Consider the following 25,674-nt stretch of genomic DNA (forward strand, 5'->3'; position numbering starts at 1 on the left):
TTTCCCCGGGGACGGCCATGTGTGCCGCACCCACTCCCCCGGGGGCCCGCGCGTTCAGGCGCTGAGGTGGCGGTAGAGGCGGATGGAGGCGAGGAAGAAGGCGAGGAAGATGCCGAGGCTCCACAGGAGGGTCAGCCACAGGGAGTGGACGACGGGGCCGCCGTGGAAGAGGGCGCGCATCAGGTCGATGGTGTGGCTGACCGGCTGGTTGCGGGCGAACCACTGGAGCCAGCCGGGCATCGTCTGGACGGGGACGAAGGCGGTGCTGGCGAAGACGAGGATGAAGAACGGCAGGATTCCGGCGACCTGGGCGGTCTCCGGGTCCCTGGTGAGCAGGCCGAGCGTGGCGTAGATCCAGCAGAAGGCGTAGCCGAAGACGAGGGCGATGCCGAGGCCCGCGAGTGCCGACAGCCAGTTGGCGTGGAACCTGAAGCCGACCAGGACGCCGAGGCCGACCATCAGCGCCAGGGAGAAGATGCTGCGGCACAGGTCCGCGAGGGTCCGGCCGGCCAGGACGGCGGACCTGGCCATGGGCAGGCTGCGGAAGCGGTCGACGATGCCGCCGCCGATGTCCTGGGCCAGGCCGATGGAGGTGGCCATGAAGCCGACCAGGACGGCCTCCAGGAAGATCGCCGGGACCACGAAGTCCACGTATTTCATGCCGGGGATGCGGATTGCGCCGCCGAGGGCGTAGCGGAAGAGCAGCAGCATCATGGCGGGCTGAACGGCGGTGAAGACGAGGAGTTGCGGGGTGCGCACCAGCCGGCGGAGGTTGCGTCCCGTGATGCCGGCGATGTCGCGGGCGGCGGTCGCCGGGTTCATCCGCTGGGTGTGCGGCTGCCCGGCCCCGGGGGCGGCGCCCGGGCGGGCGGCGTCGGCGGCGGCCATCAGGAGCCGCCCTCCGCGCCGGGGCCGCCCGGGCCGGGGTTTCCCGCGCCGGGGCCGCCCGGGCCACGGCCGCCGGGGCCGCCCGGGCCGCCGGACGGGGGCCGGTCGGGGCCCGGGGTCTCGCCGTCGGAGGAGGGCGCGGCGTCGGGCGGCTCGTCGGGGGCGCCGCCGGTGAAGGTGAGGAACACGTCGTCGAGCGAGGGGCGGCGAAGCCCGAGGTCCTGGAGGTCGATGCGGCCCTGGCTGAGGTGCTGCCCCGCGGCGATCAGGGCCTTCGTGCCCCCGCCCGTGGGCACGCTCACCCGCCGCTCCTCGGCCGCCACCTGGGCGGGGCCGGCGCCGACCTCGTCGAGGATGGCGCGGGCCCGCTCCAGGTCGCCGCGGTCGACGACGCGCGCTTCGAGCACGTCGCCCCCCACCTGCGACTTCAGTTCGTCGGCGGTGCCCTGGGCGATGACGCGCCCCTCGTTGAGCACCGCGATGTGGTGGGCCAGCGCCTCCGCCTCCTCCATGTGCTGGGTGGTCAGCAGCACCGTGGTCCCCTCCGCGACGAGGTCGCGCACGAACTGCCACAGGTGGTTGCGGGTGCGGGGGTCGAGGCCCGTGGTCGGCTCGTCGAGGAAGAGGACGGGCGGGCGGGCGACGAGGCAGGCGCCCACGTCCAGGCGCCTGCGCATGCCGCCCGAGTAGGTGCGCACCTGGTGGTCGGCGGCGTCGGTGAGGGCGAAGCGCTCCAGCACCTCCTGGGCCCTGCGGCGGCGTTCGGCCCGCCCCAGGTGGTAGAGGAGGCCGACGAGTTCGAGGTTCTCGCGGCCGGTGAGCAGTTCGTCGACCGCCGCGTACTGGCCGGCGAGCCCGATGTGGGAACGCAGCCGCACGGCCTCGGTGGCCACGTCGCAGCCGGCCACGGTGGCCGAGCCCTCGTCGGGGCGCAACAGGGTGGTGAGGACCTTGACCAGGGTGGTCTTGCCCGCGCCGTTGGGGCCGAGCAGGGCCAGGACCCGGCCCTGGCCGATGGACAGGTCGATGTCGGTCAGCGCCCGCTTGCCCTTGAAGCACTTGGTGACCCCGCGGGTCTCGATCATGGGTGCGGGCATGGGCAGCGCCTCCGCTTCCTCCCGGCCGGACTCCTGCCCAGATTGTCCTGGTTCGCCCCGCCGTCCGCATCCGGGCCACCCCCGGCCCCGGCCCCGGCGCGGGGCGGGAGAGGGGGCGGCGGGATCAGGCGAAGGACTCGGCGAGGAAGGAGCCGCAGGTCTCCCAGGCGCGGCGGGCCGCCTTCTCGTCGTAGGCGATGCCGGCCTCGGGGGCGTCGGCGGCCGGGGCCATGAAGGAGTGCATCGCGTGCCCGTAGGCGTGGAGCTGCCAGTCGCAGCCGCGCTCGGTGAGCTCGCGGGCCAGGCCGAGGACGTCGGCGGGCGGCGCGTAGGGGTCGTCCCAGCCGTGGAAGACCGCGATCCTGGCGCGGATCTCGGGGCGTTCTGCCTGCTCGGGCGGGGTGAGGACGCCGTGGAAACTCGCGACGGCGCGCAGCGAGGCGCCGCCGCGGGCGAGGTCGAGGACGCACAGCCCGCCGAAGCAGAACCCGATCGCCGCCACCCGCTCCGGGTCCACCTCGGGCTGCTCCTTGAGCACGTCGAGCAGGTGCCGCATCCGCCGCAGCAGGCGGGCGCGGTCGTGGAGGAAGGCGTTCATCAGGGGCTCGCCGCGCGCGGCATCGCCCGCGTCGCCGATGCCGAACAGGTCGGCGGCGAAGCCGGCGTAGCCCCACCGCGTGAGCCGGGCGGCGAACTCCGTCTGCGCCTGGCTCCTGCCCTCCATCCCGTGGAGGACGAGCACCGCGGGCCGCCTGACCGGCGCGTCCCCGTCCAGGGTGAGAACGCCGGACAGCGGCGTGCCCTCGTGGCTGTACCCGACCTCGCGCACGTGCACCGTCATGTGTCCGCCCCCTCGGCCGGCGCCCGGCCGCTCGTCGCTCCGCGTCACCCATGCTCACGCTAACGAGCACGGCGGGCCCGGGCGGGGCGCTCTGCCGCAGGCAGAAACGGGAACCACGGGTCGGGGGCGGGGTGAGCGGGGGCGAACGGGGCGGGGCGGCGGCTCCGGCCCTGGGCCGGGCGGGGGCCGGGTCGGGGTGGCGGCGGGGTCAGCGGCCGTGGGGCCCGAGGACGGCGTCCACCGGAACGCCGAAGCCGTCCCGCAGGCCGGAGCTGCCGAGGTCGGTGACGTGGACGACGCGGCGGTACCGGCCGCGCCTGAGCCGGCCCGGGTCGACCATCCGCCCGGTCAGCGCCGTGCCCAGCGGCCCGGCCAGGTGCGGGCGGCGCTCGGACCGGTCCAGGCAGCAGCGGATGGAGGCGCGGGAGCCGGTCGACGTCCAACGCCGAGGGCGGCGAGCCGCGCCGCCGCCGCGCCCTGGCGCGGCCGGGCCGGCGGGGGCTGGACGTTCCGGCGCAGGCCGCCGGGGCCCCGGCCCTCGCGGCCGGGGCCGGCGGCCTGATCGAGGCGGGCGAGCTGGGCTGGGCGCATCCGCTCGTCCTCGGCTGCTGCCCGGCGGCGGGCGCGGCGTTCCTCCTGCTGGAGCGGCGGGCCGAGGCGCCGATGCTGCCGCCCGCGCTGTTCGCCCGCGGGCAGTTCTCCGGGGCGGTGGCGGTGGGGGCGCTGCTGAACACCGGCTTCCACGGCCTGCTCGCCCCGCTGTACTTCCCGCGCGTGCACGGCTACGGCACCGTGCGCGCGGGCTTCGCGCTGCTGCCCGCGGTGGGTCTGGTGGCGCTCGGCTCCGGGCCGGCCGGGCGGGTCACGGCGCGCACCGGGCCGCGCCTGCCGGTGGTGGTGGGGCTGCTGGTGGGGGCGGCCGGGCTCGCCTGCCGGACGCTCGCCGGTCCCGGCACGCCCTGCCCGGCGCTGGTGGCGCCGCCGGCCGCGGCCGGGTTCGGCACCTCCTTCACCATGCCTGCGGCCACGGCCGCGGCGCTGGAGGCGGCGCCCGCCGCCCTCGGCGGCGCCTCCGCCGTGCTGAACGCGGCGCGGCAGACGGGCAGCGCCGTCGGGGTGGCGGTCTTCGGCACGCTGATCGCCCGGGACACTCCCGCGCACGCCCCGGGCGTGCGGGCGGCGGCCGCGGTCGGCGCCTGTGCCTTCCTGCTCGGGGCGGCCCTCGCCGCCCGGCTGCTCGCCGGGCGCGGGGAGCGGCGGGCGGCCCCACGGCCCCGGCGCCCGGGCTGAGCCGGCGGCCCGGGCCCCCGGGGGCGGGTGCGCACCGGGGCCCGGGGAGCGGAGCGTCGTCCTCTAGGGTGCGGTCATGCGTTTTCCCGGACTGCCGCACCTCGTGGCGCGCGCGGCGGCGCTGGCCCCGGGCGAGGGGCGGGCCGTGCTCGGCCTCGCCGGACCGCCAGGCGCGGGGAAGTCGACGCTGGCCACGCGGCTGGTCGCCGCGCTCGGCGAGCGCGCGGCCTACGTCCCGCTCGACGGCTTCCACCTGTCCAACGCCCAGCTCGACCGGCTCGGCCTGCGCTCCCGCAAGGGCTCCGAGCCGAGCTTCGACGTGTGGGGGTACGAGGCGCTGCTGCGCCGCCTGGCCGGGGAGCGCTCGCGCGGGGTGTACGTGCCCGACTTCGACCGCACCCTGGACGAGCCGGTGGCCGCCCGCCACCACGTGCCGGCCGGGGCCCGGCTGATCGTCACCGAGGGCAACTACCTGGCCTGCGAGGGCGAGGGCTGGCGCGCGGCGCGCTCCCTGATGGCCGAGGTCTGGTACGTGGACGCGCCGGACGAGGTCCGCGACGCGCGCCTGATGCGGCGGCACACGGGCAACGGCCGCAGCCCCGAGGCGGCCCGGGCCTGGATCGACGCGAACGACGCGCCCAACGCCGCACTGGTCAAGGCCTCACGTGCCCGCTGCGACCTGGTGCTCGAAGCCGAGGGCCGGGCCGGCCCCGGGGACTGACGGGGCCGGCCCGGCGCAACGGCCCGGCGGGACGGGCCTGCCGGGGCGGGTCTGGCGCAACGTGCCTGGCGGGAGGGGCCGTTCAGCCCTTGACCGCGCCCTGCATGATCCCGCTGACGATCTGCCGCCCGAAGACGACGAACATCGCCAGCAGCGGCAGCGTGCCCAGCAGGGCGCCGGCCATGATGACCGACTGGTCGCGCACGTAGCCCGCGCTGAGCTGGGTGAGGGCCACGGGCACCGTCGGGTTGCTCATGTCCAGGGCGATGTACGGCCAGAAGAAGTCGTTCCACGCGTGCACGAACGTGATCATGAAGAGCACGGCCATCGCGGGCCTGGCGATGGGCAGCACGATGCTCCAGAAGATCCGCAGCGAGTGGGCGCCGTCCACCCGGCCCGCCTCCACCAGCTCGTCCGGCAGCGCCTCGGCCAGGTACTGCCGCATGAAGAACACGCCGACCGCGCTCACCAGGGTGGGGAAGATGACCGCGGGCAGCTGCTGCCCCCAGCCCAGGTCCGACATCATCATGAACAGCGGGACGACCCCCAGCTGCGGCGGCACCAGCATCGTGCCGATGACCAGCATCAGCAGGATGTTGCGGCCCCGGAAACGCAGCTTGGCGAAGGCGAACCCGGCCAGCGTGGCGAAGAGCACGGTGGCGGTGGCGATGGCGCTCGCGACGATCAGGCTGTTGCCCATCGCCTTGCCGAGCGTCGCGTCCTGCCAGGCCGTCGAGAGGTTCTTGAACAGGTTCGGGCCCGGGATGAAGGGCGGCGGGGTCTGCGTGACCCGCGTGTTGTCGGTGGAGGCCGCCACCGTCGTCCAGTACAGCGGGAAGAGGGACAGCAGCGCGGCGAAGCCGAGCAGCACGTACGCGACCGGGCCGGCGTGGTGCTGCCGCCCGGCGCCCTGGCGCAGGGACAGGCGCGCCCGCCGCCGGGGAACGCCTGCGGCCTCGGCGGGGTGGCGCCGCGGGGCCGGCCGGCCCCGGAGGGTTTCCGTGGACATGGCTTACCGCTTCCTCCTCGCGGGCCGGCGGGACGCAAGGCGCGAGATCACGCGCTGGAGCACGAAGACGAGGACCAGCAGCAGGAACATGGCCCAGGCGATGGTGGCGGCGCGTCCCATCTGGTAGTTCCGCCAGCCCTCCTCGTACAGCAGCAGGCCGAGCGTCTGGTACTGGTTGTCCGCGCCGCCGGTGACCCCGTTGGGGCCCTGCCCGAAGATCAGCGGCTCGCCGAACAGCTGGGTGGCGCCGATGGTGGACAGCACGATGGTGAAGACGATGGTGGCGCGGATGCCCGGGATGGTGACGGTGCGGAACTGCTGCCAGCGGGAGGCGCCGTCGATCGCCGCCGCCTCGTAGCGGTCGCGCGGGATGGCCTGCATCGCGGCCAGGTAGAGCAGCGCGTTGTAGCCGGTCCAGCGCCAGATGACGATGGTGGAGATGGCGAACTGGGCGGGCCACTTCTCGTTCTCCCAGTCGACGTCGCCGAAGCCGACCAGGTTCAGGCCCCAGTTGATCATTCCGAAGTCGCGCTCGAAGAGCATGCTGAAGACGAGCGCGGCGGCGCCGACCGAGGTGGCGTAGGGCGCCAGGGCGGCCACCCGGAAGAAGAGGGAGCCGCGCAGGTGGTAGTTGAGGAGGTGGGCGAGGCCGAGGGCCATCAGCAGCTGCGGGACGGTGGAGATGACGCCGATGGTGAAGGTGTTGCGCAGCGCGTTCCAGAACCTGTCGTCCTGCCACAGGTCGGTGTAGTTGCCCAGGCCCTTCCAGGACATGACGTCCAGCGTGGACAGCTCGACCTGGTGCAGCGAGACCCAGAAGGTGTAGAGCAGCGGGTAGAAGCTGAAGGCGGCGAACACGACGAAGAACGGGGCGATGAACCCGTAGGGCGCCGCCCGGATGTCGAACCGGTGCAGGAGGGTGCGCCGTCGCTGCCCGGACGTGGGCCCGGGGCCGGAGGGACGCAGGTCCGCCGCGGGAGTGGAGGTGGAGGCGGCCACGAGGGCCTCCCTTCCTTGGGGCACTTCTTGGCGCGCGGTGGTTTCGCGGAGTTTCCGCGGGAGGGCGGCGCCGGGCGCGCCGCCCGGGGGGCGGCCCGGGGGCGCCGGAGCGCTCCTCGGGCCGCCCTGGAAGCCGGCGTGCGGCCTGGCGGGTCAGCCGACGGCGTGCTGGATGTCCTCGTCGGTGGCGTCCCAGGCGTCGTCGGGGCTCTGCCCCTGCGACTCGATGCGCTGGAGTCCCTGGGCGAAGAGGTTCTTGATGGTGCCGTCCTTGCGGCCGAGCACCTGCTCGTCGGGGATCTCCTGGGCGGCGGCGCCGAAGATCCGGCCGATCGGCGCGTCGTTGAAGTACTCCGAGGTGACGTTCTGCACCTCGGGAGACTCGATGGCCTCCTGGGACGAGGGGAAGAAGCCGAGTTCCTGGAACAGGTACGCCTGTTGCTCAGGCGCCGTCAGCCAGGCGATCAGGTCGATGGCCTCCTGCCTGACCGGGCTGTCCTGGTTGACCGCGAGGAAGGAGCCGCCCCAGTTGGCGCCCTGCGGGGCGGGGGCCACGTCCCACTTGCCGGCGTTCTCGGGGCCCGCCTTCTCCTGGATGTGGGCGAGCATCCACGCCGGGCACACGGTGGTGGCGAAGGTGCTGTTGGCCAGGCCCGGGTCCCAGCCGGTCTGGAACTGCCGCAGGGCCGCGGTCATTCCGGAGGAGGCGGCCTGGGAGGCCAGCTCCCAGGCGTCGTGGACGGCCGGGTTGTCCTGGTAGATGAGGTCGCCGTCCGCGTTGTAGAACTGCTCGGAGCTGCCGTAGATCATGGCGTTGAACAGGCCGCTGGACGTGTCCATGTAGGAGAGTTCCGGGTCCTGCGAGTCGGCCATGAAGCGCTCGCCGACGTCGACGTACTGCTCCCAGCCGTCGGCCCACAGCGCGCCGACCTCCTCGCGGTCGGTGGGCAGCCCGGCCTGCTCGAACATGTCCCGGCGGTAGCAGACGGCCATCGGACCCATGTCGGTGCCCAGGCCGAGGACGGCGCCGTCCTCCGTGGTGATCTGGTTCTGCTTCCACGGCAGGAAGTGGTCGGTGCCCGGCACGTCCGACAGGTCGGCGAACCGGTCGGCCTGGGTGTCCACGATCTCCCTGACCCGGCCGATCTCGATGCCCTGAATGTCCTTCAGCCCGCTGCCGGCGGCCAGGTGGGTCTGGAGGGACGTGTAGTAGGTCTCTTCGTCACCGGCGACCTCGGCCTCGATGGTGACGTCGGGATGCTCCTCCATGTACCGGTCGAGGAGATCGGTTTCCTTGTACCCCATCACCCCGAACAGGCCCATGGTGATGGTGACCTTGCCGTCCTCGGACCGTCCGCCCCCGGTCCCTGTGTCGCTGCCGCCGCAGCCCGCGAGCAGGGCGAGCGAGACGACGGCGGAGACGATCCCTACGACTCTTGTACGCGGTAACACGCGAGCACTGCGCATCACTTCTCCTTGCGTAGCAGCTGCCGACCGAGTGGGATCGATCCCAGTGTCGGTGGGAACGATCCCAGTGGGCTGTGGGAACACTCTCCCGCCCCGATTTGACATGTCAAGAGCGAGAGGTCAAATCTGTTGGGAAGAAACGTGAAGAGCCGTCGGGGCCGCGGGGGCCGGCGCGTCGCGTCCGCCCGGACGTGGCGGAAGAATCCCTGGCCAAGGGCGAGTTCCGGCGCCGGTTGCGGGTGTGGGTCAGGAGAGGGGGCGGGTTGTCGTGGGCGGTACCCAACGGCCAACTATTAAAACCGTGGCCGCGCGGGCGGGCGTCGGACGCACCACCGTCTCCCGGGTCCTCAACGGCTCGCCCCTGGTGAGCGCGCAGGCGCGGGCGGCGGTGCTGGCGGCGATCGCGGAGCTGAACTACGTGCCGAACTCGGTGGCCCGCAGCCTGGTCACCAGCAGAACGCACTCGATCGCCCTCGTCATCCCGGAGTCGGAGAGCCGCCTGGGCGGCGAGCCGTACTTCTCGGCGGTGATCCGCGGCGTCAGCGCCGGCCTGGCGGGCACCAAGAACCAGCTGCTGCTGATCCTGGTGCGCGACGAGCGGGAACTCGACCGGCTGACCGAGTTCCTGACGGCCGGGCGGGTGGACGGCGTGCTGCTGGTCTCGGTGCACCGGGACGACCCGCTGCCCGGGCTGCTGGAGAAGCTGGGGCTGCCCACCGTGCTGGCCGGGCGCCGCTCCCCCGCCGAGCCGCTGCACCACGTCCACTCGGACAACGTGGCCGGCGCCTCGGCGGCCGTGCGCCACCTGCTCGACCGCGGGCGCGCCACGATCGCCACCATCGCGGGGCCGCTGGACATGGACGCGGGCCGAAGCCGCCTCGAGGGCTGGCGGCGGGCGCTGCGCGCGGCGGGGCGGGCGGCCGAGGAGGCGCTGATCGCCCCCGCCGACTTCACCGAGGAGGGCGGCAGGCTGGCGATGCGGGAACTGCTGGCGCGCCGCCCCGACCTCGACGCCGTCTTCGCCGCCTCGGACGTGATGGCCGCGGGCGCCCTGGCCGAACTGCGCCGCCAGGGGCGGCGGGTGCCCGGGGACGTGGCGCTCGTCGGCTACGACGACTCGATCGTCGCCAGGCACACCGACCCGCCGCTGACCAGCGTCAGGCAGCCGGTCGAGGAGATCGGGCGCACCATCACCGGGATCCTGCTCCAGGAGATCGCCGAGCCGGGCAGCGCCCGGCGGCACGTGGTGCTGCCCACCTCCCTCATCCCGCGGGATTCGAGCTAGCCGCGCCGATGCCGGCCAGGCCGCCACGTTGGCCGGACAGGTCCTGGACGGGCGGACCCGCATCTGCGTTCATGGGGTGTCACATTCAGGCAGTGAGGGCTGCTCACCACGCCATCGGCCACCGGAAACCGGCCGTGACGGGTCGTCGCCCCGAAAACGAGGAGGACAGCACCGATGCGCTTGCGTGCCCTTTCCAGACGGGTGGTTCTCGCCACGAGCGCCGCCACCGTCGCCACGGTGGTCTTCGGCGCCCAGACCGCCTTCGCCACCGACGACAGCTTCACGGTGTACTCCGACGACAGCGGCTTCTGCGGCTCGGCCGAGTTCGTGGACTACGGTCCGGGCGCCGCGGGTGGGGGCAACAACGACGACTATCTCGTCATCCACGACCTGTGCTCGGACTCCAGGGGCGTCAGGGCCTACGCCTGGGTCAACGGCGAGTACCTCGGCGCCAAGAACAACACCAACGGGCTGAGCGGCGCCCCCGTCGTCTGGGACCCCTTCGGCAACGTCACGGGCATGCAGGTCGTGGGCCTCAAAGTGTGCCTCTTCGACTCGGACAACGTGCTCACCCATTGCCACGAGGGCGAGAACACCATTCTCGACGGCTGAGGGGGCGCACAGCGCGCCGAGCCGGGCCCGCGCGGCCTGCCCGGCCGCGGCGGCGGACGGGGTCACCGCAGGCGCAGGAAGTTCCGGACGTCGTCGTATCCGTCGCGGGCCCGGCCGTCCACGTCCGCCGGGTCCGCCTCGGCCCGCGCCGCCAGCGACCGCGCCAGCGCCAGGGCCTCGTCGCCGAGCCGCCCGAAGCGCCGCGCGGTGTGTCCCAGGCACAGGCCGGCCAGCCCGAGCAGCGGACTCCCCGGCACGGCCCGGGTCCCGACCTGCACGCACCAGTGCTCGACGAACTCCGCGTCCTCGTCGAACAACGCGGCCCCGACCAGGACTTCCGCCGCCTCGTCCGCCGCCGAACGGTCGCGCAGCGCCCGCTCCAGCGTCTCGGCCACCACCTCGTGAGGGAGCGCCGGAGGATTCCCGAAGCCAGGACGAGAAGGCATCCCACAAGACTACGCGGTCGCGCCCTCCTGCCGCCTGCCCCCGTCCCCTCGGACCGGAGGGGCCGACGGGGCCCGCGCCGCGCCGGTGCCGCGGGCGCGGGGCCCGGCTTGTGCGGCCGGCGCCACCGATCGAGCATGATCGAGAAGGTATCCGGATGTGCTCCGGCCCGGCGTTCCACCGACCTCAGGAGATCGAGCCGTGACTTCGAACGATCCCGCGTCGCCCGGCGCACGCCGCGGCCCCGCGGCGTCCCCCACCCCGGCTTCGCCCGCTTCCGCCGCCTCGCCCGGCTCCCCCGCCTCCGCCGCCCCCGTCCACACCCTCAACGACTCCCACCCCCTGCCCGCCCTCGGCTTCGGCACCTACCCGCTGCGGGACGCCGAGGCCGCGCAGGCGGTCGCCGGCACCCTCCGGATGGGCTACCGGCTGATCGATTCCGCGGTCAACTACCGCAACGAGACCGGCGTGGGCCGCGGCATCGCCGCCTCCGGCGTGCCGCGCGAGGAGATCGTCGTCACCACCAAGCTGCCCGGGCGGCACCACGGCTACGAGGAGACCCTGGCCTCCTTCGAGGAGTCCCGCGCCAGGCTCGGCCTGGACCGGGTCGACCTCTACCTGATCCACTGGCCGCTGCCCCGGGTCGGCAGGTACGTCGACTCCTGGCGCGCCATGATCAGGCTCCGCGAGGAGGGCCTGGTCAGGTCGATCGGCGTCTCCAACTTCACCGTCGGGCAGCTGGAGCGCCTGCACCGGGAGACCGGGGTGCTGCCCGCCGTCAACCAGATCGAGTTGCACCCCCTGCTCCCGCAGGAGGAGCTGCGGGCCTTCCACGCCGCGCACGGCATCGTCACCGAGAGCTGGAGCCCGCTCGGCCGCGGCAGCGCCCTGCTCGGCGACCCGGCCATCGGCGAGATCGCCCGGGCCCACGGGATCACCCCCGCGCAGGTGATCCTGCGCTGGCACGTGCAGCTGGGCGCGGTGCCGATCCCGAAGTCGGGCGACGAGCGGCGGCAGCGGGAGAACCTCGACGTGTTCGGCTTCTCCCTCACGCCGGAGGAGATGGCGGCCGTCGCGGCCAGGCCGCAGCGGCGGCTCGGCGGCGATCCCGAGACGCACGAGGAGTTCTGACCGACCCCGCCCGGCCGTCCCCGCGAGTGGCCGGGCGTGCGGCCGGGCGTGCGCCCCGGTGGCCGGGCGTGCGGCGGCGGCCGGCCGCCGGTGCGGTTGCGAACGCGCCGCGGGCTGCTTGCATGGAAGCGCGGCGGGGTGCGCGGCACAAAGGCACGCGAGGGGCGCGGGCGACCGGGGTGGGCGCCGGGGTACGCGCCCCGCTCCCGGCGCCCGGATCGGCGCGGAGGGGGCGGGCGAAGGGGCGCATGGAAGTGCGCGGGGCGGGGGACCCGGGGGCGCGGAAAGGACGGCGACGGCGGCGGACGGCCACCGGGTAGGGAGCTTGTGAGATGGCCGAGCGGCAGGCCCACATCGGCGTGACGGGACTCGCGGTCATGGGCCGCAACCTGGCCCGCAACCTCGCCAGGCGCGGCCACACGGTGGCCGTGCACAACCGCACCTCGGCCCGCACCAGGGAGCTGGTCTCCCGGTTCGGCGACGAGGGCGACTTCGTGGCCTGCACGTCGCCGCGGGAGCTCGTCGAGGCCCTCCAGCGGCCCAGGCGCCTGGTGGTGATGGTGAAGGCGGGGGCGGCCACCGACGCGGTGCTGGAGGAGTTCGCGCCGCTGCTGGAACCCGGCGACGTCGTCATGGACGGCGGGAACGCGCACTTCGAGGACACCAGGCGCCGGGAGGCGGCGCTGCGGGAACGAGGGCTGCACTTCGCCGGCTGCGGCATCTCGGGCGGCGAGGAGGGCGCGCTGCACGGCCCGAGCATCATGCCGGGCGGCTCCGCCGAGTCCTACCGGGCGCTCGGCCCGCTGCTGGAGAGCATCGCGGCCTCCGTGGACGGCGAGCCGTGCTGCGCCCACCTGGGCCCCGACGGGGCGGGCCACTTCGTGAAGATGGTCCACAACGGCATCGAGTACTCCGACATGCAGCTGATCGCGGAGTCCTGCGACCTGCTGCGCCGGGTCGCGGGGTACGAGCCGGCCAGGATCGCCGAGGTCTTCCGCGAGTGGAACGCCGGGCGCCTCGACTCGTACCTCATCGAGATCACCGCCGAGGTCCTCGCGCACCCGGACGCCGCCACCGGGCGCCCGTTCGTGGACGTGGTGGCCGACGCGGCGGAGCAGAAGGGCACCGGGCGCTGGACGGTGCAGACGGCGCTCGACCTGGGGGTGCCGGTGCCCGGCATCGGGGAGGCGGTCTTCGCCCGCTCGCTGTCCGGGCACGGCCGGCTGCGCGCGGCGGCCCGCGGGCTGCCCGGCCCGGCCCGGCCCGTGCTGCACCCGGACGACGCGGCCCGCTTCGCCGGGAACGTCGAGTCGGCGCTCTACGCCTCGAAGATCGTGGCCTACGCCCAGGGCTGGCAGCTGCTGGCGGCGGGCAGCGCGGCCTTCGGCTGGGACCTCGACCTGGGGAAGGTGGCCGCGATCTGGCGGGACGGCTGCATCATCAGGGCCAGGTTCCTCGACGACATCAGGGCCGCCTACCAGGACGCCGCGCAGGCGCCCGTGACGCTGCTCGCCGACCCGACCTTCGCCGAGGCGCTGCACGCGGCGCAGAACCCCTGGCGGCACGTGGTGGCCCAGGCCACGGAACTCGGCGTGCCCGCGCCCGGGTTCTCCTCCGCCCTCTCCTACTACGACGCGCTGCGCGCCGAACGGCTGCCCGCGGCACTGGTCCAGGGGCTGCGGGACTACTTCGGCGCGCACACCTACGAGCGGGTTGACCGGAAGGGCACCTTCCACACCCGCTGGGGCGGGGACCGCGGCGAGGAACCCGCCTGACCGGCGGCGCCCACCCGGCGCCCGCTCGCCCCGGGCGCCGTTCCCGTCGCCCCCGGCGCCGTTCCCGTCGTTCCCGCTCAGGCCGGGGCCGAGGGGCGCGCGACCAGCTCGGTCGGCAGCACGACGGGCTCGGTGGTCAGCCGGGCGGTGCCGGCGAGGTGGCCGAGCAGGAGCCGGGTCGCGGTCTCGCCCATCTCCCGCACCGGCTGCCGCACGGTGGTCAGCGGCGGCTCGGTGAACGCCGCCACCGGGATGTCGTCGAAGCCGACCACGGCCACGTCCTCGGGGACCCGGCGGCCCGCGGCCCGCAGCGCGCGCAGGACGCCGGTGGCGCTGAGGTCGTTGTGCGCGAAGACCGAGTCGAAGGCCACGCCCTCCGCGAGGGCCCGCGCGATCGCCTCCTGGCCGCCGCCTGCGGTGAAGTCGCCCTGGCGGACGCGGTGTTCCGGCTGCTCGATGCCGTGCTCGCGCAGCACCTGGCCGAAGCCGAGGAGCCGGTCGCGCACGCAGCCGAAGTGCGGCGGGCCGGTGACGACGAGCGGGGCCCTGCGGCCGGTGGCCAGCAGGTGGTGGGCCGCCGCCCGCGCGCCCGCCACGTTGGTGGTGGCCACCGAGGGGAAGGCGGGGCGCCTGCCGCGGTCGTCGATCACCACCAGGGGGAGGCCCTGCCGGGGCAGCGCGGACATCGCGCCGAGCGGGTTCTCCGGCTCGATGACCAGCACGCCGTCGAAGGCCCTGGCGGAGACCTGGCTGGTGAACTGCGCCATGGACTCCTCGCCGCGGTTGCAGGTGAACAGCAGCAGGCCGAAGCCGGCGGCCTCCGCCGTGTCGGCGACGCCCTGGAGCATCTCCCCCACCCAGGGCCAGGTGAGCGAGGGCACGAGCAGGGCGAGGGTACGGCTGCTGCCCCGGGCCAGTCCGACGGCCCTGGCGCTCGGCACGTAGCCGAGTTCGGCGATGACCGCCCTGACCCGGTCCGCGGTGAGGGCGTCCACCTCGCCCTTGCCGTTGAGGACGCGGGAGACGGTGGTCTTGCTGACCGAGGCGTGGCGGGCGACATCGGTGATGGTGACGCGCATGGCGGGCCTCCCCTGCGGCGAGCGTGGCGGTGCGGCACCACGGTGGACCTGACACGGTCCGGTACCGGTTCCGGAACCGGTACCGGGGGCTTTTGTGGCAGTGAACCCGCAACCGGCCGCGCCGTCAACCGCGCGCACGCGCCCGGGAAATTCACCCGGCTGCCCCCGGGTGCGGGACGACGGCACGGGGAACCCGGGGGGCCGGTGCACGCGACCTTTCGGAGCGGTGAGCGACAGATGCAGATCGGGTACAAGCTGGCGACCGAGGCCTTCGGGCCCAACGAGCTGATCCGGCAGGCGGTGCGCGCCGAGCGCGCCGGCTTCGACTTCGTCGAGATCAGCGACCACTACCACCCCTGGCTCGACGACCAGGGCCATTCGGCGTTCACCTGGCCGGTCCTCGGCGCGATCGCGGCCCGCACCCAGCGCATCGGCCTGGCCACCGGCGTCACCTGCCCGACGGTGCGCTACCACCCCGCGGTGATCGCCCAGGCCGCGGCCACGATGGCGCTGATGTCGGACGGCAGGTTCACCCTCGGCGTCGGCGCCGGCGAGCGGCTGAACGAGCACGTCGTCGGCGACGGCTTCCCCGGCTCGGTGCACGAGCGCCACGAGCGGCTGCGCGAGGCCCTGGAGATCATCAGGCTGCTGTGGCGCGGCGGTTACCGCTCCTACGAGGGCACGTACCTGAAGCTGGTGGACGCCCGCGTCTTCGACCTGCCGAGCGACCCGCCGCCGATCGCCGTGGCCGCGGGCGGCACCGGCTCCGCGCGGCTGGCCGCCGAGCTCGGCGACGCCCTGTTCGCGACCGAGCCGAAGCCGGAACTGGTCAGGCGCTACCGCGAGTCGGGCGGGCGCGGCCCGCACTACGCCGAGGTGCCCCTGGCCTGGGCGCCCGACCAGCACACCGCGGCCAGGGCGGCGCTCGCGACCTCGCGCTGGGCGGTCACCGGCTGGAAGGTGATGAGCGAGCTGCCGAATCCGGCGAACTTCGAGGCCGCCACCGCCACCGTGCGGGAGGAGGACATCCTGGCGCACTTCGCCTGCGGGGCGGACCCCGAGCGCTGCGTCGAGGTGGCGAAGCCCTTCGTGGAGGCCGGCTTCAACCGGATCGCGCTGCTGAACGCGGGCCCGGACCCGGACGGCTTCTTCGAGTTCTACGAGAGCGAACTCGACCACAGGCTGCGGGCGCTGTCCGCGGAGGAGGCGCTGGTGTGAGCGGCCGGGCAGGGGCGGCACGCCGGCGGGCCACGACCCCTAGGGACCTTTCTAGTTCCGCGCGGATTGGGGTGGTTCGCCCCCCATAGGGGGCTATGTAGGGGTCCCCTTCCCGGCGCGGGGTTCCTAGGATGCCGCCGAGCCCCGGCCTCGGTGGATGAGGGGATGAGGAGGGGGGGTCGGTTGTCCGGAAACGGCCTCGCGCCGCGTCAGGCGGCGGATGTTCCGGCGCCTGACGGCGCGGAACGCGCACCACACGCCCGGCCCGGCGTGCGGTTCGGCGTGCTCGGCCCGATGGAGGTGTTCGCGCCGGGCGCGGGCGACCTCCCGGTGACGCCGCAGGCGCCCAAGATCCGGGTGGTGCTCGGCGCCCTGCTGGTGCGGGCCAACGACATCGTCTCGGCCGACGCCCTCATCGACGAGCTCTGGGGCGACGCCCCGCCCCGCACGGCCACCACCACGCTCCAGGTCTACGTCTCCCAGCTGCGCAAGCTGCTGCACCGGGCCGACCCGCACGGAGGCCGGGCCGCGCTGGTCACCCGCCGCCCCGGCTACCTGCTGCGGGTGGCGCCGGGAGGGCTGGACCTGACCGAGTTCGAGGAACTGCACGCCAGGGGCGGCGCCGCGATGGAACGCGGCGACTTCGCGGCGGCGGCGCACCTGGAGCGGCGCGCCCTCGCGCTGTGGCGCGGGCCGCTGCTGTGCGACACCCCGCACGGCACGCTCCTCGGCTCGGCCGCGGTGCGGCTGTCCGACCTGCGGATCACCGCGGTCGAGCGGCGGGTGCGGGCCGACCTCGGGCTCGGCAGGCACGGGGACCTCGTCGCCGAACTACAGGAACTCGCCACGCAGTTCCCGATGCGGGAGGTCATCCACGAGCTGCTGATGGTGGCGCTGTACCGCTCGGGCCGGCAGGCGGACGCGCTGCGGGCCTTCGACCGCATCAGCCGCACCCTCGCGGAGGAGCTGAACATCACGCCGGGACCGCGGCTCGGGCGGCTGCACCGCCGGATTCGGGCGGGGGACCCGGCGCTGCTGCACCCGGCCGACCGCGAGCGGCTGCCAGCCCGCCCCCCGGCCGTGCAACTGCCCGCGCGCGACCCGCTGTTCACCGGGCGCGACGATGTGCTTCCGGCCGTGGTCGACAAGCTGCTCGGCGCGGCGGCCGAGGGCGGCCACGTCGCCGTCACGGGCATGGCGGGGGTGGGCAAGACCGCCCTCGCCCTGGCCGCCGCCCACCGCAGCGCCCCGCTCTTCCCCGACGGGCGGCTGTTCCTCGGGCTGCGCTCGGCCGCCGGGGAGCCGCTGACAGCGGCGCAGGCGGTCGAGCAGCTGCTGCGGCAGCTGGGGGCGCCCGTGCCGCCGCGCGGCGGCGGCCGGGAGGCGCAGGCGCTGCTCGCGCGGCTGTGGGAGGGCAGGAGGGCGCTGCTGCTGCTGGACGACGTGGCCTCGGCGGAGCAGGTCCGGGCCCTGCTGCCCACCTCCCTGGGCAGCGCCGCGCTGCTCACCGGCCGCAGGCCGCCCGCGGGCCTGGAGGGGCTGCGCACGGTGGTACTGCGGGTGCCAGGCGCGCGGGAGGCCGCCCGGATCTTCGCCGCCGCGGCCGGCGTCCCCGCCGAGGACCCGGCCGTGGCCGAGGTGGTCGAGCTGTGCGGGCGGCTGCCGCGGGCGCTGCGGCTCGCGGCCGAGCGCCTGCGGGGCGCGGGCGCCGCCGGCCTGGCCGAGCGGCTCGACGCCGACCGGGCCGGGCTGCGGGAACTCGGCCGCCGGGTGCTGCTCGCCGCCTACGAGCACGCCGCCGTGGCGGAACGCCGCGCCTTCCGGCTGCTGGCCACGGCCCGCGCGAGGCCCTTCGGCCCGGCCGCCGCGGCCGCCGTGCTCGGCATCGACCCGGCCGCCGCGGAGAGCGCCGCGGAGTCCCTGGTCGCGGCCGGGCTCCTCGGCCGCCACGACCCGGCCCACGGCAGCGAGGGCCCCTACCGCCTGCACCCCCTCTCCCAGCTCCTGGCCCTGGAACACTGAGCCCCCGCCGTCCCGGCCCCGGCCCCTCTCCCCCGGCACGGCACGGTCCCGCGCCCGCCACCCGCCCCGCCGCGCGACGGCACCCGGGGCGGCGGCCGTACGCGCGAAAGCGGGCGGACGCGCGGCGGCACGCGCGGCAGCGGGCGGGGCCGGGCGGACGCGCGGGACATCCGGTGGCGAAACGCGGCCGGACGGGTGTTTTGCCACAGGGGCGCCGGTTACTCGGAAGCCGCGTATACCGCGTCTACGAAGGACGGTGAACTACCCGATGCGCATCGCATTCCTGGTCGCTCCCGAAGGCGTCGAACAGGTGGAGATGACCGAGCCCTGGAAGGCCGTCTCCGAGGTCGGGGAGACCCCGCAGCTGGTGTCGACGAAGCCGGGCCGCATCCAGGCGTTCAACCACCTCGACCGGGCCGACACCTTCCCCGTCGACGCGACGGTCGGGGAGACCTCGGCCGACGAGTACGACGCGCTCGTGCTGCCCGGCGGCGTGGCCAACCCGGACGCGCTGCGGCTCGACGAGCAGGCCGTCGGCTTCGCCAGGCGGTTCTTCGAGACCGGCAAGCCGGTGGCCGCGATCTGCCACGCGCCGTGGACGCTGGTGGAGGCCGGCGTGCTCGAAGGGCGGGTGCTCACCAGCTGGCCGAGCCTGAAGACGGACATCCGCAACGCCGGCGGCACCTGGGTCGACGAGCGGGTGAAGGTCTGCGAGAACGGCCCCAACACGCTGGTCACCAGCCGCAAACCGGACGATCTGCCCTACTTCGACGAGACGATGCTCCGCGAGTTCGGCAAGGTCTCCGTCTGACCCGGAAGCCAGAAAGGGGGTCAACGCCATGAAGCTCGACTTCCTCCGGCCGCTGCTGCGTCCCGGACCCTGGGCTTCGGTCTACCTGGACACCTCCTACCTCGCCGAGGACGTCGTACGGCGCCAGCAACTCCAGGCGCGGGAGGCCGACGACCGGCTCGCCGCATCCGGCGCGGACGAGGCGACCCGCCAGGCCCTCGCCGAGGCGCTGCCCGGGCTGTCCCGGGACACGGCGGGGCACGCCGTGTTCGCCGCGAACGGCCGCGTCGTGCTCGACGTGCCGCTGTCCGCCGCGCCGCCCTCTCCCCCGCTCAGCCACTGGGCCCCGCTGCCGCGCCTCGGGCCGCTGTTCGACCACGGTGGCCCCGACCCCGCCTGCCTGGTCGCCTACGTGGACCGCAGGGGCGCCGACCTGGAACTGCTCGGGATCAGGCGCCACCCGGAGCCGGCCGGCGAGGTGACCGGCAAGGAGTGGCCGATGCACCGCACCGCGCGGGCCCAGTGGTCCGAGCGGCACTTCCAGCTGGCCGTCGAGAACACCTGGGAGGAGAACGCCGCCCGCATCGCCGAGACCGTGGCGACCGACGCCGAGGAGGCGCACGCCGAACTGGTCGTGCTGGCGGGAGACCCGCGGGAGCGGCGCGAGGTGCGCGAGCGGCTGCCCGAGCAGGTGCGCGCGCGCACCGTGGAGTCGGAACACGGCGGCCGGGCCGCCGGCTCGGACAACCGGCGGCTGGCCGCCGAGGTCGAGACCGCCAGGGCCGAACGCGCCAGGGCCGTCGCGGACGAGGCCATGGACCGCTTCCGCGAGGGCCGTGAGCCCGGCCACGGGGCGATCGAGGCCGCCGAGGGCGTGCCCACCCTGGTCGAGGCGGCGCGCGAGCACCGCATCGGCGCACTGCTGGTGCGGCCGGGCGGGGCCGACCTGCGCCGGGACGTGTGGGTGGGCCGCGAGCCCGATCAGCTCGCCGTCCGCCGCACCGAGTCCCGCTACCTGGGCGCCTCCGAGCCGGTGGCCGCCCGCGCCGACGACGCGCTGCTGCGCTCCGCCGTGGCCAACGACGCCGAGGCGGTGGCGCTGCCGGAGCAGCCCGCTGACCCGGGCCGGCTTCCGGTGGGCGGGCTCGGCGCGCTGCTGCGCTGGCCCTTCGCGGGCCCGGTGCCGGGCGGCGGCTACCGGACGGGGCCCCAGTTCCCGTGAGGACCGGCGTCGCGAAGGGCTCCGCAGGCCGCTCGTTAGCGCCCTCGGAGCCCGGGTACCCGCGGACCGCAGGACGTGACAGGAGGGCTTCGCATGACCACGACGATGGACACGACCACCGACCGGTATCTGACCGAGCTCGGCCAGCAGCTGCGCGTGGACTCGGTCCGCGCCTCGTCGAACGCCGGCTCCGGGCACGCGACCTCGTCGATGTCGGCCGCCGACCTGATGGCGGTGCTGCTGGCGCGTTACCTGCGGTACGACTTCGACTGGCCCGACCACCCGGGCAACGACCACCTGATCTTCTCGAAGGGGCACGCCTCGCCGCTGCTTTACGCCTGTTACAAGGCGGCCGGGGCGATCACCGACGAGGAGCTGCTGTCGTTCCGGACCCTGGGCAGCCGGCTGGAGGGGCACCCCACGCCGCGGCTGCCGTGGGTGGACGTGGCCACCGGCTCCCTCGGCCAGGGCCTGCCGGTCGGCACCGGCATCGCCCTCGCCGGGCGGCGGCTGGACGAGCAGCCCTACCGGGTGTGGGTGCTGTGCGGCGACAGCGAGATGGCCGAGGGCTCCGTCTGGGAGGCGTTCGAGCACGCCGGGTACGAGGGCCTGTCCAACCTCACCGCCCTCGTGGACGTCAACCGGCTCGGCCAGCGGGGCCCGACCCGCCACGGCTGGGACCTGGACGCCTACGCCGCGCGCGCGGCGGGTTTCGGGTGGCACGTGATCGAGGTGGACGGGCACGACGTGGCCGCGATCGACGCGGCCTACGCCGAGGCGCTCGGCGTGCAGGACCGCCCCACGGTGATCCTGGCCCGCACCCGCAAGGGGCGCGGCGTCTCGGCCGTGGAGGACCGCGAGGGCATGCACGGCAAGCCGGTGCCCGACGCCGAGGAGGCCGTGGCCGAACTCGGCGGCCCGCGCGACCTGCGGGTCGAGGTGGAGCGCCCGGCCGCGGCCACGGCGCCGCGCCGGGCGCACGGCACCCAGGCCCGGCTGCCCCGCTACGAGCGGGGCGACGAGGTCGCCACCAGGACCGCCTACGGCCGCGCCCTGGCGGCGCTCGGCGCCGACCGGACGGACGTGGTGGCGCTGGACGGCGAGGTGGCGGACTCGACCAGGTCGGAGTACTTCGCCAAGGAGCACCCCGACCGGTTCTTCGAGTGCTACATCGCCGAGCAGGAGATGGTGGCCACGGCGGTCGGGATGCAGGCCCGCGGCTGGACGCCCTTCGTGTCCACCTTCGCCGCGTTCCTCACCCGGGCGCACGACTTCCTGCGGATGGCCTCGATCAGCCGCGCCGGCCTCGCCCTGGCCGGCTCCCACGCCGGCGTGTCCATCGGCCAGGACGGGCCCTCGCAGATGGGCCTGGAGGACCTGGCGATGTTCCGCTCGCTGCACGGGAGCACGGTCCTCTACCCGTGCGACGCCAACCAGACCGCCCGTCTGGTGGCGGAGATGGCAGACGCCGCAGGCATTCGCTACCTGCGGACGACGCGCAGTGACAGCCCGGTCATCTACGCTGCGGACGAGCGGTTCCCCATCGGCGGCAGCAAGCTGCTGCGCTCCTCCCCCGAGGACGTGCTCACCGTCGTCGCGGCAGGCGTCACGGTGCACGAGGCGCTGGCCGCCGCGGAGGAACTGGCCGGCGAGGGCATCCGGGTGCGGGTCCTCGACCTGTACTCGGTGAAGCCGGTGGACGCGGCGGCGTTGCGCGAGGCGGCGGAGGCGACCGGCTGCCTGCTGACCGTCGAGGACCACAGGCCCGAGGGCGGCCTCGGCGACGCGGTGCTCGACGCGTTCACCGACGGGCAGCCGGTGCCGCGGCTGCTGCGGCTCGGCGTGACCTCCATGCCGGGCTCGGCAAGCGGCTCCGAACAGCTGCGGGAGGCGGGGATCGACGCGGCGGCCATCGCCACGGCGGCCCGCCGCTACGCCGCCGCCCGCACCCGCTGAGCCGGGCCCCCGAGCCAGACCCACGAGCCAGGCCCACGCCACGGCCCCCGGCGACGCCGGGGGCCCGCGCGTGTCCGGGGGCCTGCCCGGGGCCGCCGGCTTCGGGAATGTTCCGCCGGTGCACGGGAGTTGAGGCTGGGGCAACGGCCGGGCAGGGGGCCCGGCGGCGTCGGGAGGAGGGGGCGCAGGTGAGCGCTGGACAGCGGCCGACCGTACTGGTGACGGGGCGAGCGGCGGCGTGGGAGGCGGGGCCGTCTACCCGCTGGCGGTGGAGGCGCTGACGCTGCCGGAGGTGACGCGGGTGCTCTCCGAGGAACTCGGCGAGCCGCTGCGGTACGTCTCGCGCTCGCCCGACGAGTGGCTTGCCGCCGTGCTCGCGGCGGGTCTCGAACCCGCCTACGCCGCCTGCGTGCACAACGTCTTCCGCCGCCAGGCCGAGGGCTCGCTGGGCGAGGCGGCCGACGTCTTCCCCACCGTGCGGGAGCTCACGGGGCGCGAGCCGATCACCTGGCGCGAGCACGCCAGGCGGCACCGGGCCGCGTACGCGGGCCGGCTCGCCTCCTGAGCGGAGACGGGCCCGTCCTGGACGAAGAAGGGCCCGTCCCGCGCGAAGACGGGTCCCTCCCGCGCGAAGGCGGGCCCGTCCTATCCGGGCAGGCGGCGTGCGGCGAGGGTGGCGGCGAGGGTCTCCTCGGCCCACTCCTCCAGGGTGGGCAGGAAGGCCAGGACCCGCGCCGCGCGTTCGCGGAGGTCGGCGGGCGAGGCGATGCCCAGGTCGGCACACATCTCGTGGAAGGCGGGGGCGAGGGCGCTTTCGGTGCCCGCGTCCCCGTCGGCGCCCAGGATGACGTGGCAGCGGGCGAAGGTCGCGGCGAGCCAGAACGCCACCTCCCGGTGGCGGCCCGCCTCGATCAGCCGGCGGCTCGCGTCGAGGGCGATGGGCCTGGCGGCCTGGCTGATGTCCGAGCGGAAGGGGAAGGGGGTGCGGGCCACCGCGGCGGCCGCGTCGAAGGCGACCGCCAGCGCGTCGAGGTGGCGGGCGGCGCGCCCGGCGGTGAGCGCGCCGCAGCCGAGCAGGTCGAGCAGCCGGGCGTGGCGCTCCGGGTGGCCGAGGCCGTCGAGGAGTTCCCCGACCGCCAGGTAGCGCAGCCGCACCGTCGGGTTGCGCAGGCCGGCCACCAGCAGCACGTGGGTGGTGACGCCGGTCGGGAAGAGCCAGCCGAGCACCGCGCGCGGCCAGTCGGCGGCAGGGTCGAGGCCGCGCAGCCCGTCCTCGACGCGCCGCCGCGCCTCGCCCCAGCGGGCCCGCACCCAGCGCGGCTCGGCGAACTCGCGGGCGACCGCCGCCCGCAGCCGCGCCAGGCGGCCGGTGGGGTCGGCGAGGATCGTGTCCGTCACGAAGGGCGTGGCCAGGTGGTAGGAGGAGAGCACCGCCTCGGGGGAGGACAGCTCGCTCGCGGCCTGGTGCGTGACCTCCAGCAGGGCCCCCTGGTGGAGGAACTTGCCCAGCTTGACCTCGGGCGGCGCCAAGGTGACCACCACGAGGTCGAGGTCGGAGCCCGGCGGCAGCCGGGCCTCGTCCGCCATTCCCACGGTCGAGCCGGTGACGTAGGCGCCGAGGAACCCGGGCTCCCGGCTGCCGTGCCGCTCGATCCAGTCCCTCGCCGCCGCCCGCGCGCTCCCCACTCGCATGCCCGCCATTCTCGCCGCCGCCCCGGGCAGCCGCCGCCCAGGGGCGCGGGCGGCCCGGGCTCAGCCGGCCTGCCCGAACCCGGCGGCGGCCACGTAGTCGGGGCGCGGGTCGAGGGCGGCGGCGAGCCGGAAGTGCCGGCGCGCCTCGCCGTCCCGGCTGGCCCGCTGCAGGGTGCGGGCGAGCGCGAAGTGCGCGAAGGCGTTGTCCGGCTCGCGCTCCAGGACGAGCTGGAACTCCAGCTCGGCCGCCCGCAGCTGGGCGGCGAGGAAGAAGGCGCGCGCCCGCAGCAGCCGCGCGGCGGTGTTCTCCGGGTGGGCGGTGACGACCGGGTCCAGCAGCTTCAGGGCCCCGCGGGGGTCCCGGGCGGCGAGCAGTTGCTCGGCCGCGCGGTAGGCGATGACGTTGCTCTCGGGTGAGGCGTGTGACATGGTCCCCTCCTTGCGGGCGGCGACATGACGGCGCGAGGACAGACGTCGTACAGCGCCCGGCGGCGCACCGTTATTCCCTTTCTTCCCCCGCCAGGCGCCCTCTGCTCCCTTTCCGCCCCCGTGGCCCGCTCCGCTCCCCCGCCGGGCGCGGCCTCCGCTCTCCGGCCTGGCGCGCCCTGCGCTCGCCCCGGCTCGCCCGGGGCGGGCCACCACCCGCCCACGTGCCGGTGCGTTCGGCCAGGTCGGCCGGGGTTAGCCTGAGGCGACATGCCTGCGACCGAGAATCTTTCCCGCCGGCGCCGCCTGCTGGTGCTCGCCATCTGCTGCATGAGCCTGCTGATCGTCAGCCTCGACGTCACCGCGCTCAACGTCGCGCTGCCCTCCCTCCAGCGCGAGATGGACGCCTCGGTCTCCGGACTCCAGTGGATCATCGACGTCTACACGGTGGTCCTGGCCTCGTTCCTCATGCTGTCCGGCTCCACGGCCGACCGGGTCGGGCGCCGCCGGGTCTTCCAGACCGGGCTGGTGATCTTCACCACCGGCTCGGTGCTCTGTGCCCTCTCCCCCGGCCTGGGCTGGCTGGTGGCGTTCCGGGCCGCCCAGGCGGTCGGGGGCTCCATGCTCAACCCGGTGGCGATGTCGATCATCACCAACACCTTCCGCGACCCCAAGGAGCTGGCCAGGGCGATCGGCGCCTGGGGCGCGGTGGTCGGCGTGTCCATGGCGCTGGGCCCGATCGTGGGCGGGGCGCTGGTGCAGCTGTTCAGCTGGCGGGCCATCTTCTGGCTGAACCTGCCGATCGGCCTGAGCGCGCTGCTGCTGACGATGCGTTTCGTGCCCGAGTCCAGGGCCCCGCACCCGCGGCGCCCCGACCTGGTCGGGCAGCTCCTGGTGATCGTGCTGCTCGGCTCGCTCACCTTCGGCATCATCGAGGGCGGCAAGGACGGCTGGGGCTCGCCCGTCCTGCTGATCTGCTTCGCCCTCGCCCTGCTGGCGCTGCTCGGCCTGCTGCTGTACGAGCCGCGCCGCCGGCAGCCGCTGCTCGAACTGCGCTTCTTCCGCAGCGCGCCCTTCAGCGGCGCGTTCGTCATCGCGATCAACGCCTTTGCCTGCCTGGGCGGTTTCCTGTTCCTCAACACGCTCTACCTGCAGGACGAGCGGGGTCTTTCTGCCTTCGACGCGGGCCTGCACCTGCTGCCCATGGCCGCGGTCACGCTGGTCTGCTCGCCGCTCTCCGGCTACCTGGTGAGCCGGGTGGGGGCGCGGCTGCCGCTGCTGGTCGCGGGCGCCGCGGTGACGGCGAGCGGCATGCTGCTGACCCGGCTTCGGGTGGATTCCTCGCTGTGGCTGCTCTTCGGCGCCTACGTCCTGTTCGGCATCGGGGTCGGCCTGGTCAACGCGCCCATCACCAACACCGCGGTGACCGGCATGCCGCGTTCCCAGTCCGGGGTGGCCGCGGCCGTCGCCTCCACCGGGCGGCAGGTGGGCTCGGCGCTCGGCGTGGCCGTGGTGGGCACCGTCCTGTCCACCGGCTCGCGCTCGGCGGCCTGGTGGGTGATCGCCGGGTGCGGCGCCCTGGTGCTGACGCTGGGGGCGCTGACCACGGGCGCCTGGGCGCGCGGCACCGCGCAGCGGGCCACGGCCCGCATGTCGGAACCCTCGCACGCGCCCCCCGGCTGACCCGGCGGGCCGCGGCCCGGGAACGCG

Annotated in this window: 24 protein-coding genes; 13 read left to right on the forward strand and 11 right to left on the reverse strand. The window is 75.0% G+C overall.

All coding sequences use genetic code 11. The annotated features are described in order from the left end of the window. Positions 1-54: 54 nt before the first annotated feature. The 4 genes from D7294_RS16065 to D7294_RS33730 form a co-directional block, all read right to left on the reverse strand. Positions 55-888 carry an ABC transporter permease gene (locus tag D7294_RS16065; protein ID WP_120680199.1) on the reverse strand — a complete coding sequence of 278 codons (834 nt, stop codon included), beginning with the start codon at positions 886-888 and terminating at the stop codon, positions 55-57. Continuing rightward, the gene (locus D7294_RS16070) at positions 888-1,985 is read right to left on the reverse strand and encodes an ATP-binding cassette domain-containing protein (protein WP_120680203.1); all 1,098 of its coding nucleotides are present in this window, start codon (positions 1,983-1,985) and stop codon (positions 888-890) included. The genes D7294_RS16065 and D7294_RS16070 overlap by 1 nt, the downstream gene beginning before the upstream one ends. A gap of 124 nt (positions 1,986-2,109) precedes the next feature. Continuing rightward, on the reverse strand, positions 2,110-2,826 hold the full coding sequence (locus tag D7294_RS16075) for a dienelactone hydrolase family protein (protein WP_120680205.1): 717 nt from the start codon (positions 2,824-2,826) through the stop codon (positions 2,110-2,112). Positions 2,827-3,034: 208 nt separating this feature from the next. Further along, the gene (locus D7294_RS33730) at positions 3,035-3,166 is read right to left on the reverse strand and encodes a hypothetical protein (protein WP_277751098.1); all 132 of its coding nucleotides are present in this window, start codon (positions 3,164-3,166) and stop codon (positions 3,035-3,037) included. Positions 3,167-3,489: 323 nt separating this feature from the next. Here D7294_RS33730 and D7294_RS16080 point away from each other — a divergent pair, with 323 nt between their 5' ends. Further along, positions 3,490-4,116: an MFS transporter gene (locus tag D7294_RS16080; RefSeq protein ID WP_120680207.1), complete on the forward strand. Its 627-nt coding sequence runs from the start codon at positions 3,490-3,492 to the stop codon at positions 4,114-4,116. Between the two features lie 76 nt (positions 4,117-4,192). Beyond that, positions 4,193-4,837 carry a nucleoside/nucleotide kinase family protein gene (locus tag D7294_RS16085; RefSeq protein ID WP_120680209.1) on the forward strand — a complete coding sequence of 215 codons (645 nt, stop codon included), beginning with the start codon at positions 4,193-4,195 and terminating at the stop codon, positions 4,835-4,837. 82 nt (positions 4,838-4,919) lie between these two features. On the opposite strand, the gene D7294_RS16090 is transcribed toward D7294_RS16085, so the two are convergent. The 3 genes from D7294_RS16090 to D7294_RS16100 all read right to left on the reverse strand — a co-directional run bounded on the left by D7294_RS16090 (position 4,920) and on the right by D7294_RS16100 (position 8,312). Further along, entirely contained in the window at positions 4,920-5,846 is a 927-nt protein-coding gene (locus D7294_RS16090; RefSeq protein ID WP_120680211.1) for a carbohydrate ABC transporter permease, read from the reverse strand. Positions 5,847-5,849: 3 nt separating this feature from the next. Then, a complete protein-coding gene (locus D7294_RS16095; protein WP_120680213.1) occupies positions 5,850-6,845 on the reverse strand; it encodes a carbohydrate ABC transporter permease in 996 nt (331 codons plus the stop codon). 153 nt (positions 6,846-6,998) lie between these two features. Further along, positions 6,999-8,312 (reverse strand): ABC transporter substrate-binding protein, encoded by a 1,314-nt coding sequence (locus tag D7294_RS16100; protein ID WP_120680215.1) that lies wholly within the window; start codon positions 8,310-8,312, stop codon positions 6,999-7,001. A 268-nt stretch (positions 8,313-8,580) separates the two neighbouring features. On the opposite strand from D7294_RS16100, the gene D7294_RS16105 reads away from it, so the two are divergent. Together D7294_RS16105 and D7294_RS16110 are read left to right on the forward strand one after the other, a co-directional pair. Next, positions 8,581-9,597, forward strand: a complete 1,017-nt coding sequence (locus tag D7294_RS16105) for a LacI family DNA-binding transcriptional regulator (RefSeq protein WP_120680217.1) — start codon at positions 8,581-8,583, stop codon at positions 9,595-9,597. Between the two features lie 174 nt (positions 9,598-9,771). Further along, the gene (locus tag D7294_RS16110; RefSeq protein WP_147450844.1) at positions 9,772-10,209 is read left to right on the forward strand and encodes a hypothetical protein; all 438 of its coding nucleotides are present in this window, start codon (positions 9,772-9,774) and stop codon (positions 10,207-10,209) included. Between the two features lie 62 nt (positions 10,210-10,271). On the opposite strand, the gene D7294_RS16115 is transcribed toward D7294_RS16110, so the two are convergent. Further along, the gene (locus D7294_RS16115) at positions 10,272-10,655 is read right to left on the reverse strand and encodes a hypothetical protein (RefSeq protein WP_120680221.1); all 384 of its coding nucleotides are present in this window, start codon (positions 10,653-10,655) and stop codon (positions 10,272-10,274) included. Positions 10,656-10,995: 340 nt separating this feature from the next. Here D7294_RS16115 and D7294_RS16120 point away from each other — a divergent pair, with 340 nt between their 5' ends. Continuing rightward, positions 10,996-11,784: an aldo/keto reductase gene (locus D7294_RS16120; protein ID WP_241562417.1), complete on the forward strand. Its 789-nt coding sequence runs from the start codon at positions 10,996-10,998 to the stop codon at positions 11,782-11,784. A gap of 332 nt (positions 11,785-12,116) precedes the next feature. Beyond that, on the forward strand, positions 12,117-13,559 hold the full coding sequence (gene gndA / locus D7294_RS16125) for an NADP-dependent phosphogluconate dehydrogenase (RefSeq protein ID WP_120680225.1): 1,443 nt from the start codon (positions 12,117-12,119) through the stop codon (positions 13,557-13,559). Positions 13,560-13,636: 77 nt separating this feature from the next. Here gndA and D7294_RS16130 read toward each other — a convergent pair whose 3' ends face one another. Further along, the gene (locus tag D7294_RS16130) at positions 13,637-14,638 is read right to left on the reverse strand and encodes a LacI family DNA-binding transcriptional regulator (protein ID WP_120680227.1); all 1,002 of its coding nucleotides are present in this window, start codon (positions 14,636-14,638) and stop codon (positions 13,637-13,639) included. A gap of 237 nt (positions 14,639-14,875) precedes the next feature. Between D7294_RS16130 and D7294_RS16135 the strand changes: the two genes are divergently transcribed. From D7294_RS16135 to D7294_RS16160, 6 genes are all read left to right on the forward strand, one after another. After that, positions 14,876-15,856 carry a TIGR03557 family F420-dependent LLM class oxidoreductase gene (locus D7294_RS16135; protein ID WP_120680229.1) on the forward strand — a complete coding sequence of 327 codons (981 nt, stop codon included), beginning with the start codon at positions 14,876-14,878 and terminating at the stop codon, positions 15,854-15,856. A 183-nt stretch (positions 15,857-16,039) separates the two neighbouring features. Continuing rightward, positions 16,040-17,878 (forward strand): AfsR/SARP family transcriptional regulator, encoded by a 1,839-nt coding sequence (locus D7294_RS16140; RefSeq protein WP_158674637.1) that lies wholly within the window; start codon positions 16,040-16,042, stop codon positions 17,876-17,878. A 268-nt stretch (positions 17,879-18,146) separates the two neighbouring features. Beyond that, the gene (locus D7294_RS16145) at positions 18,147-18,689 is read left to right on the forward strand and encodes a type 1 glutamine amidotransferase domain-containing protein (protein WP_120680233.1); all 543 of its coding nucleotides are present in this window, start codon (positions 18,147-18,149) and stop codon (positions 18,687-18,689) included. A gap of 28 nt (positions 18,690-18,717) precedes the next feature. Next, entirely contained in the window at positions 18,718-19,890 is a 1,173-nt protein-coding gene (locus tag D7294_RS16150; RefSeq protein ID WP_120680235.1) for a baeRF2 domain-containing protein, read from the forward strand. 93 nt (positions 19,891-19,983) lie between these two features. Continuing rightward, complete coding sequence (locus tag D7294_RS16155) at positions 19,984-21,846, forward strand: transketolase (RefSeq protein WP_422070709.1); 1,863 nt, start codon at positions 19,984-19,986, stop codon at positions 21,844-21,846. 238 nt (positions 21,847-22,084) lie between these two features. After that, positions 22,085-22,411, forward strand: coding sequence for a Rossmann-fold NAD(P)-binding domain-containing protein (locus tag D7294_RS16160; protein WP_120680237.1), 327 nt, complete (start codon positions 22,085-22,087; stop codon positions 22,409-22,411). A gap of 80 nt (positions 22,412-22,491) precedes the next feature. Here D7294_RS16160 and D7294_RS16165 read toward each other — a convergent pair whose 3' ends face one another. Further along, positions 22,492-23,538, reverse strand: a complete 1,047-nt coding sequence (locus D7294_RS16165; RefSeq protein ID WP_120680415.1) for a hypothetical protein — start codon at positions 23,536-23,538, stop codon at positions 22,492-22,494. A 60-nt stretch (positions 23,539-23,598) separates the two neighbouring features. Continuing rightward, positions 23,599-23,967 carry a tetratricopeptide repeat protein gene (locus D7294_RS16170; RefSeq protein ID WP_120680239.1) on the reverse strand — a complete coding sequence of 123 codons (369 nt, stop codon included), beginning with the start codon at positions 23,965-23,967 and terminating at the stop codon, positions 23,599-23,601. A 267-nt stretch (positions 23,968-24,234) separates the two neighbouring features. Between D7294_RS16170 and D7294_RS16175 the strand changes: the two genes are divergently transcribed. Next, positions 24,235-25,647 carry an MFS transporter gene (locus D7294_RS16175; RefSeq protein WP_120680241.1) on the forward strand — a complete coding sequence of 471 codons (1,413 nt, stop codon included), beginning with the start codon at positions 24,235-24,237 and terminating at the stop codon, positions 25,645-25,647. Positions 25,648-25,674 lie beyond the last annotated feature (27 nt).

It is taken from the genome of Streptomyces hoynatensis, from assembly GCF_003626535.1.
Lineage (GTDB): Bacteria > Actinomycetota > Actinomycetes > Streptomycetales > Streptomycetaceae > Streptomyces > Streptomyces hoynatensis.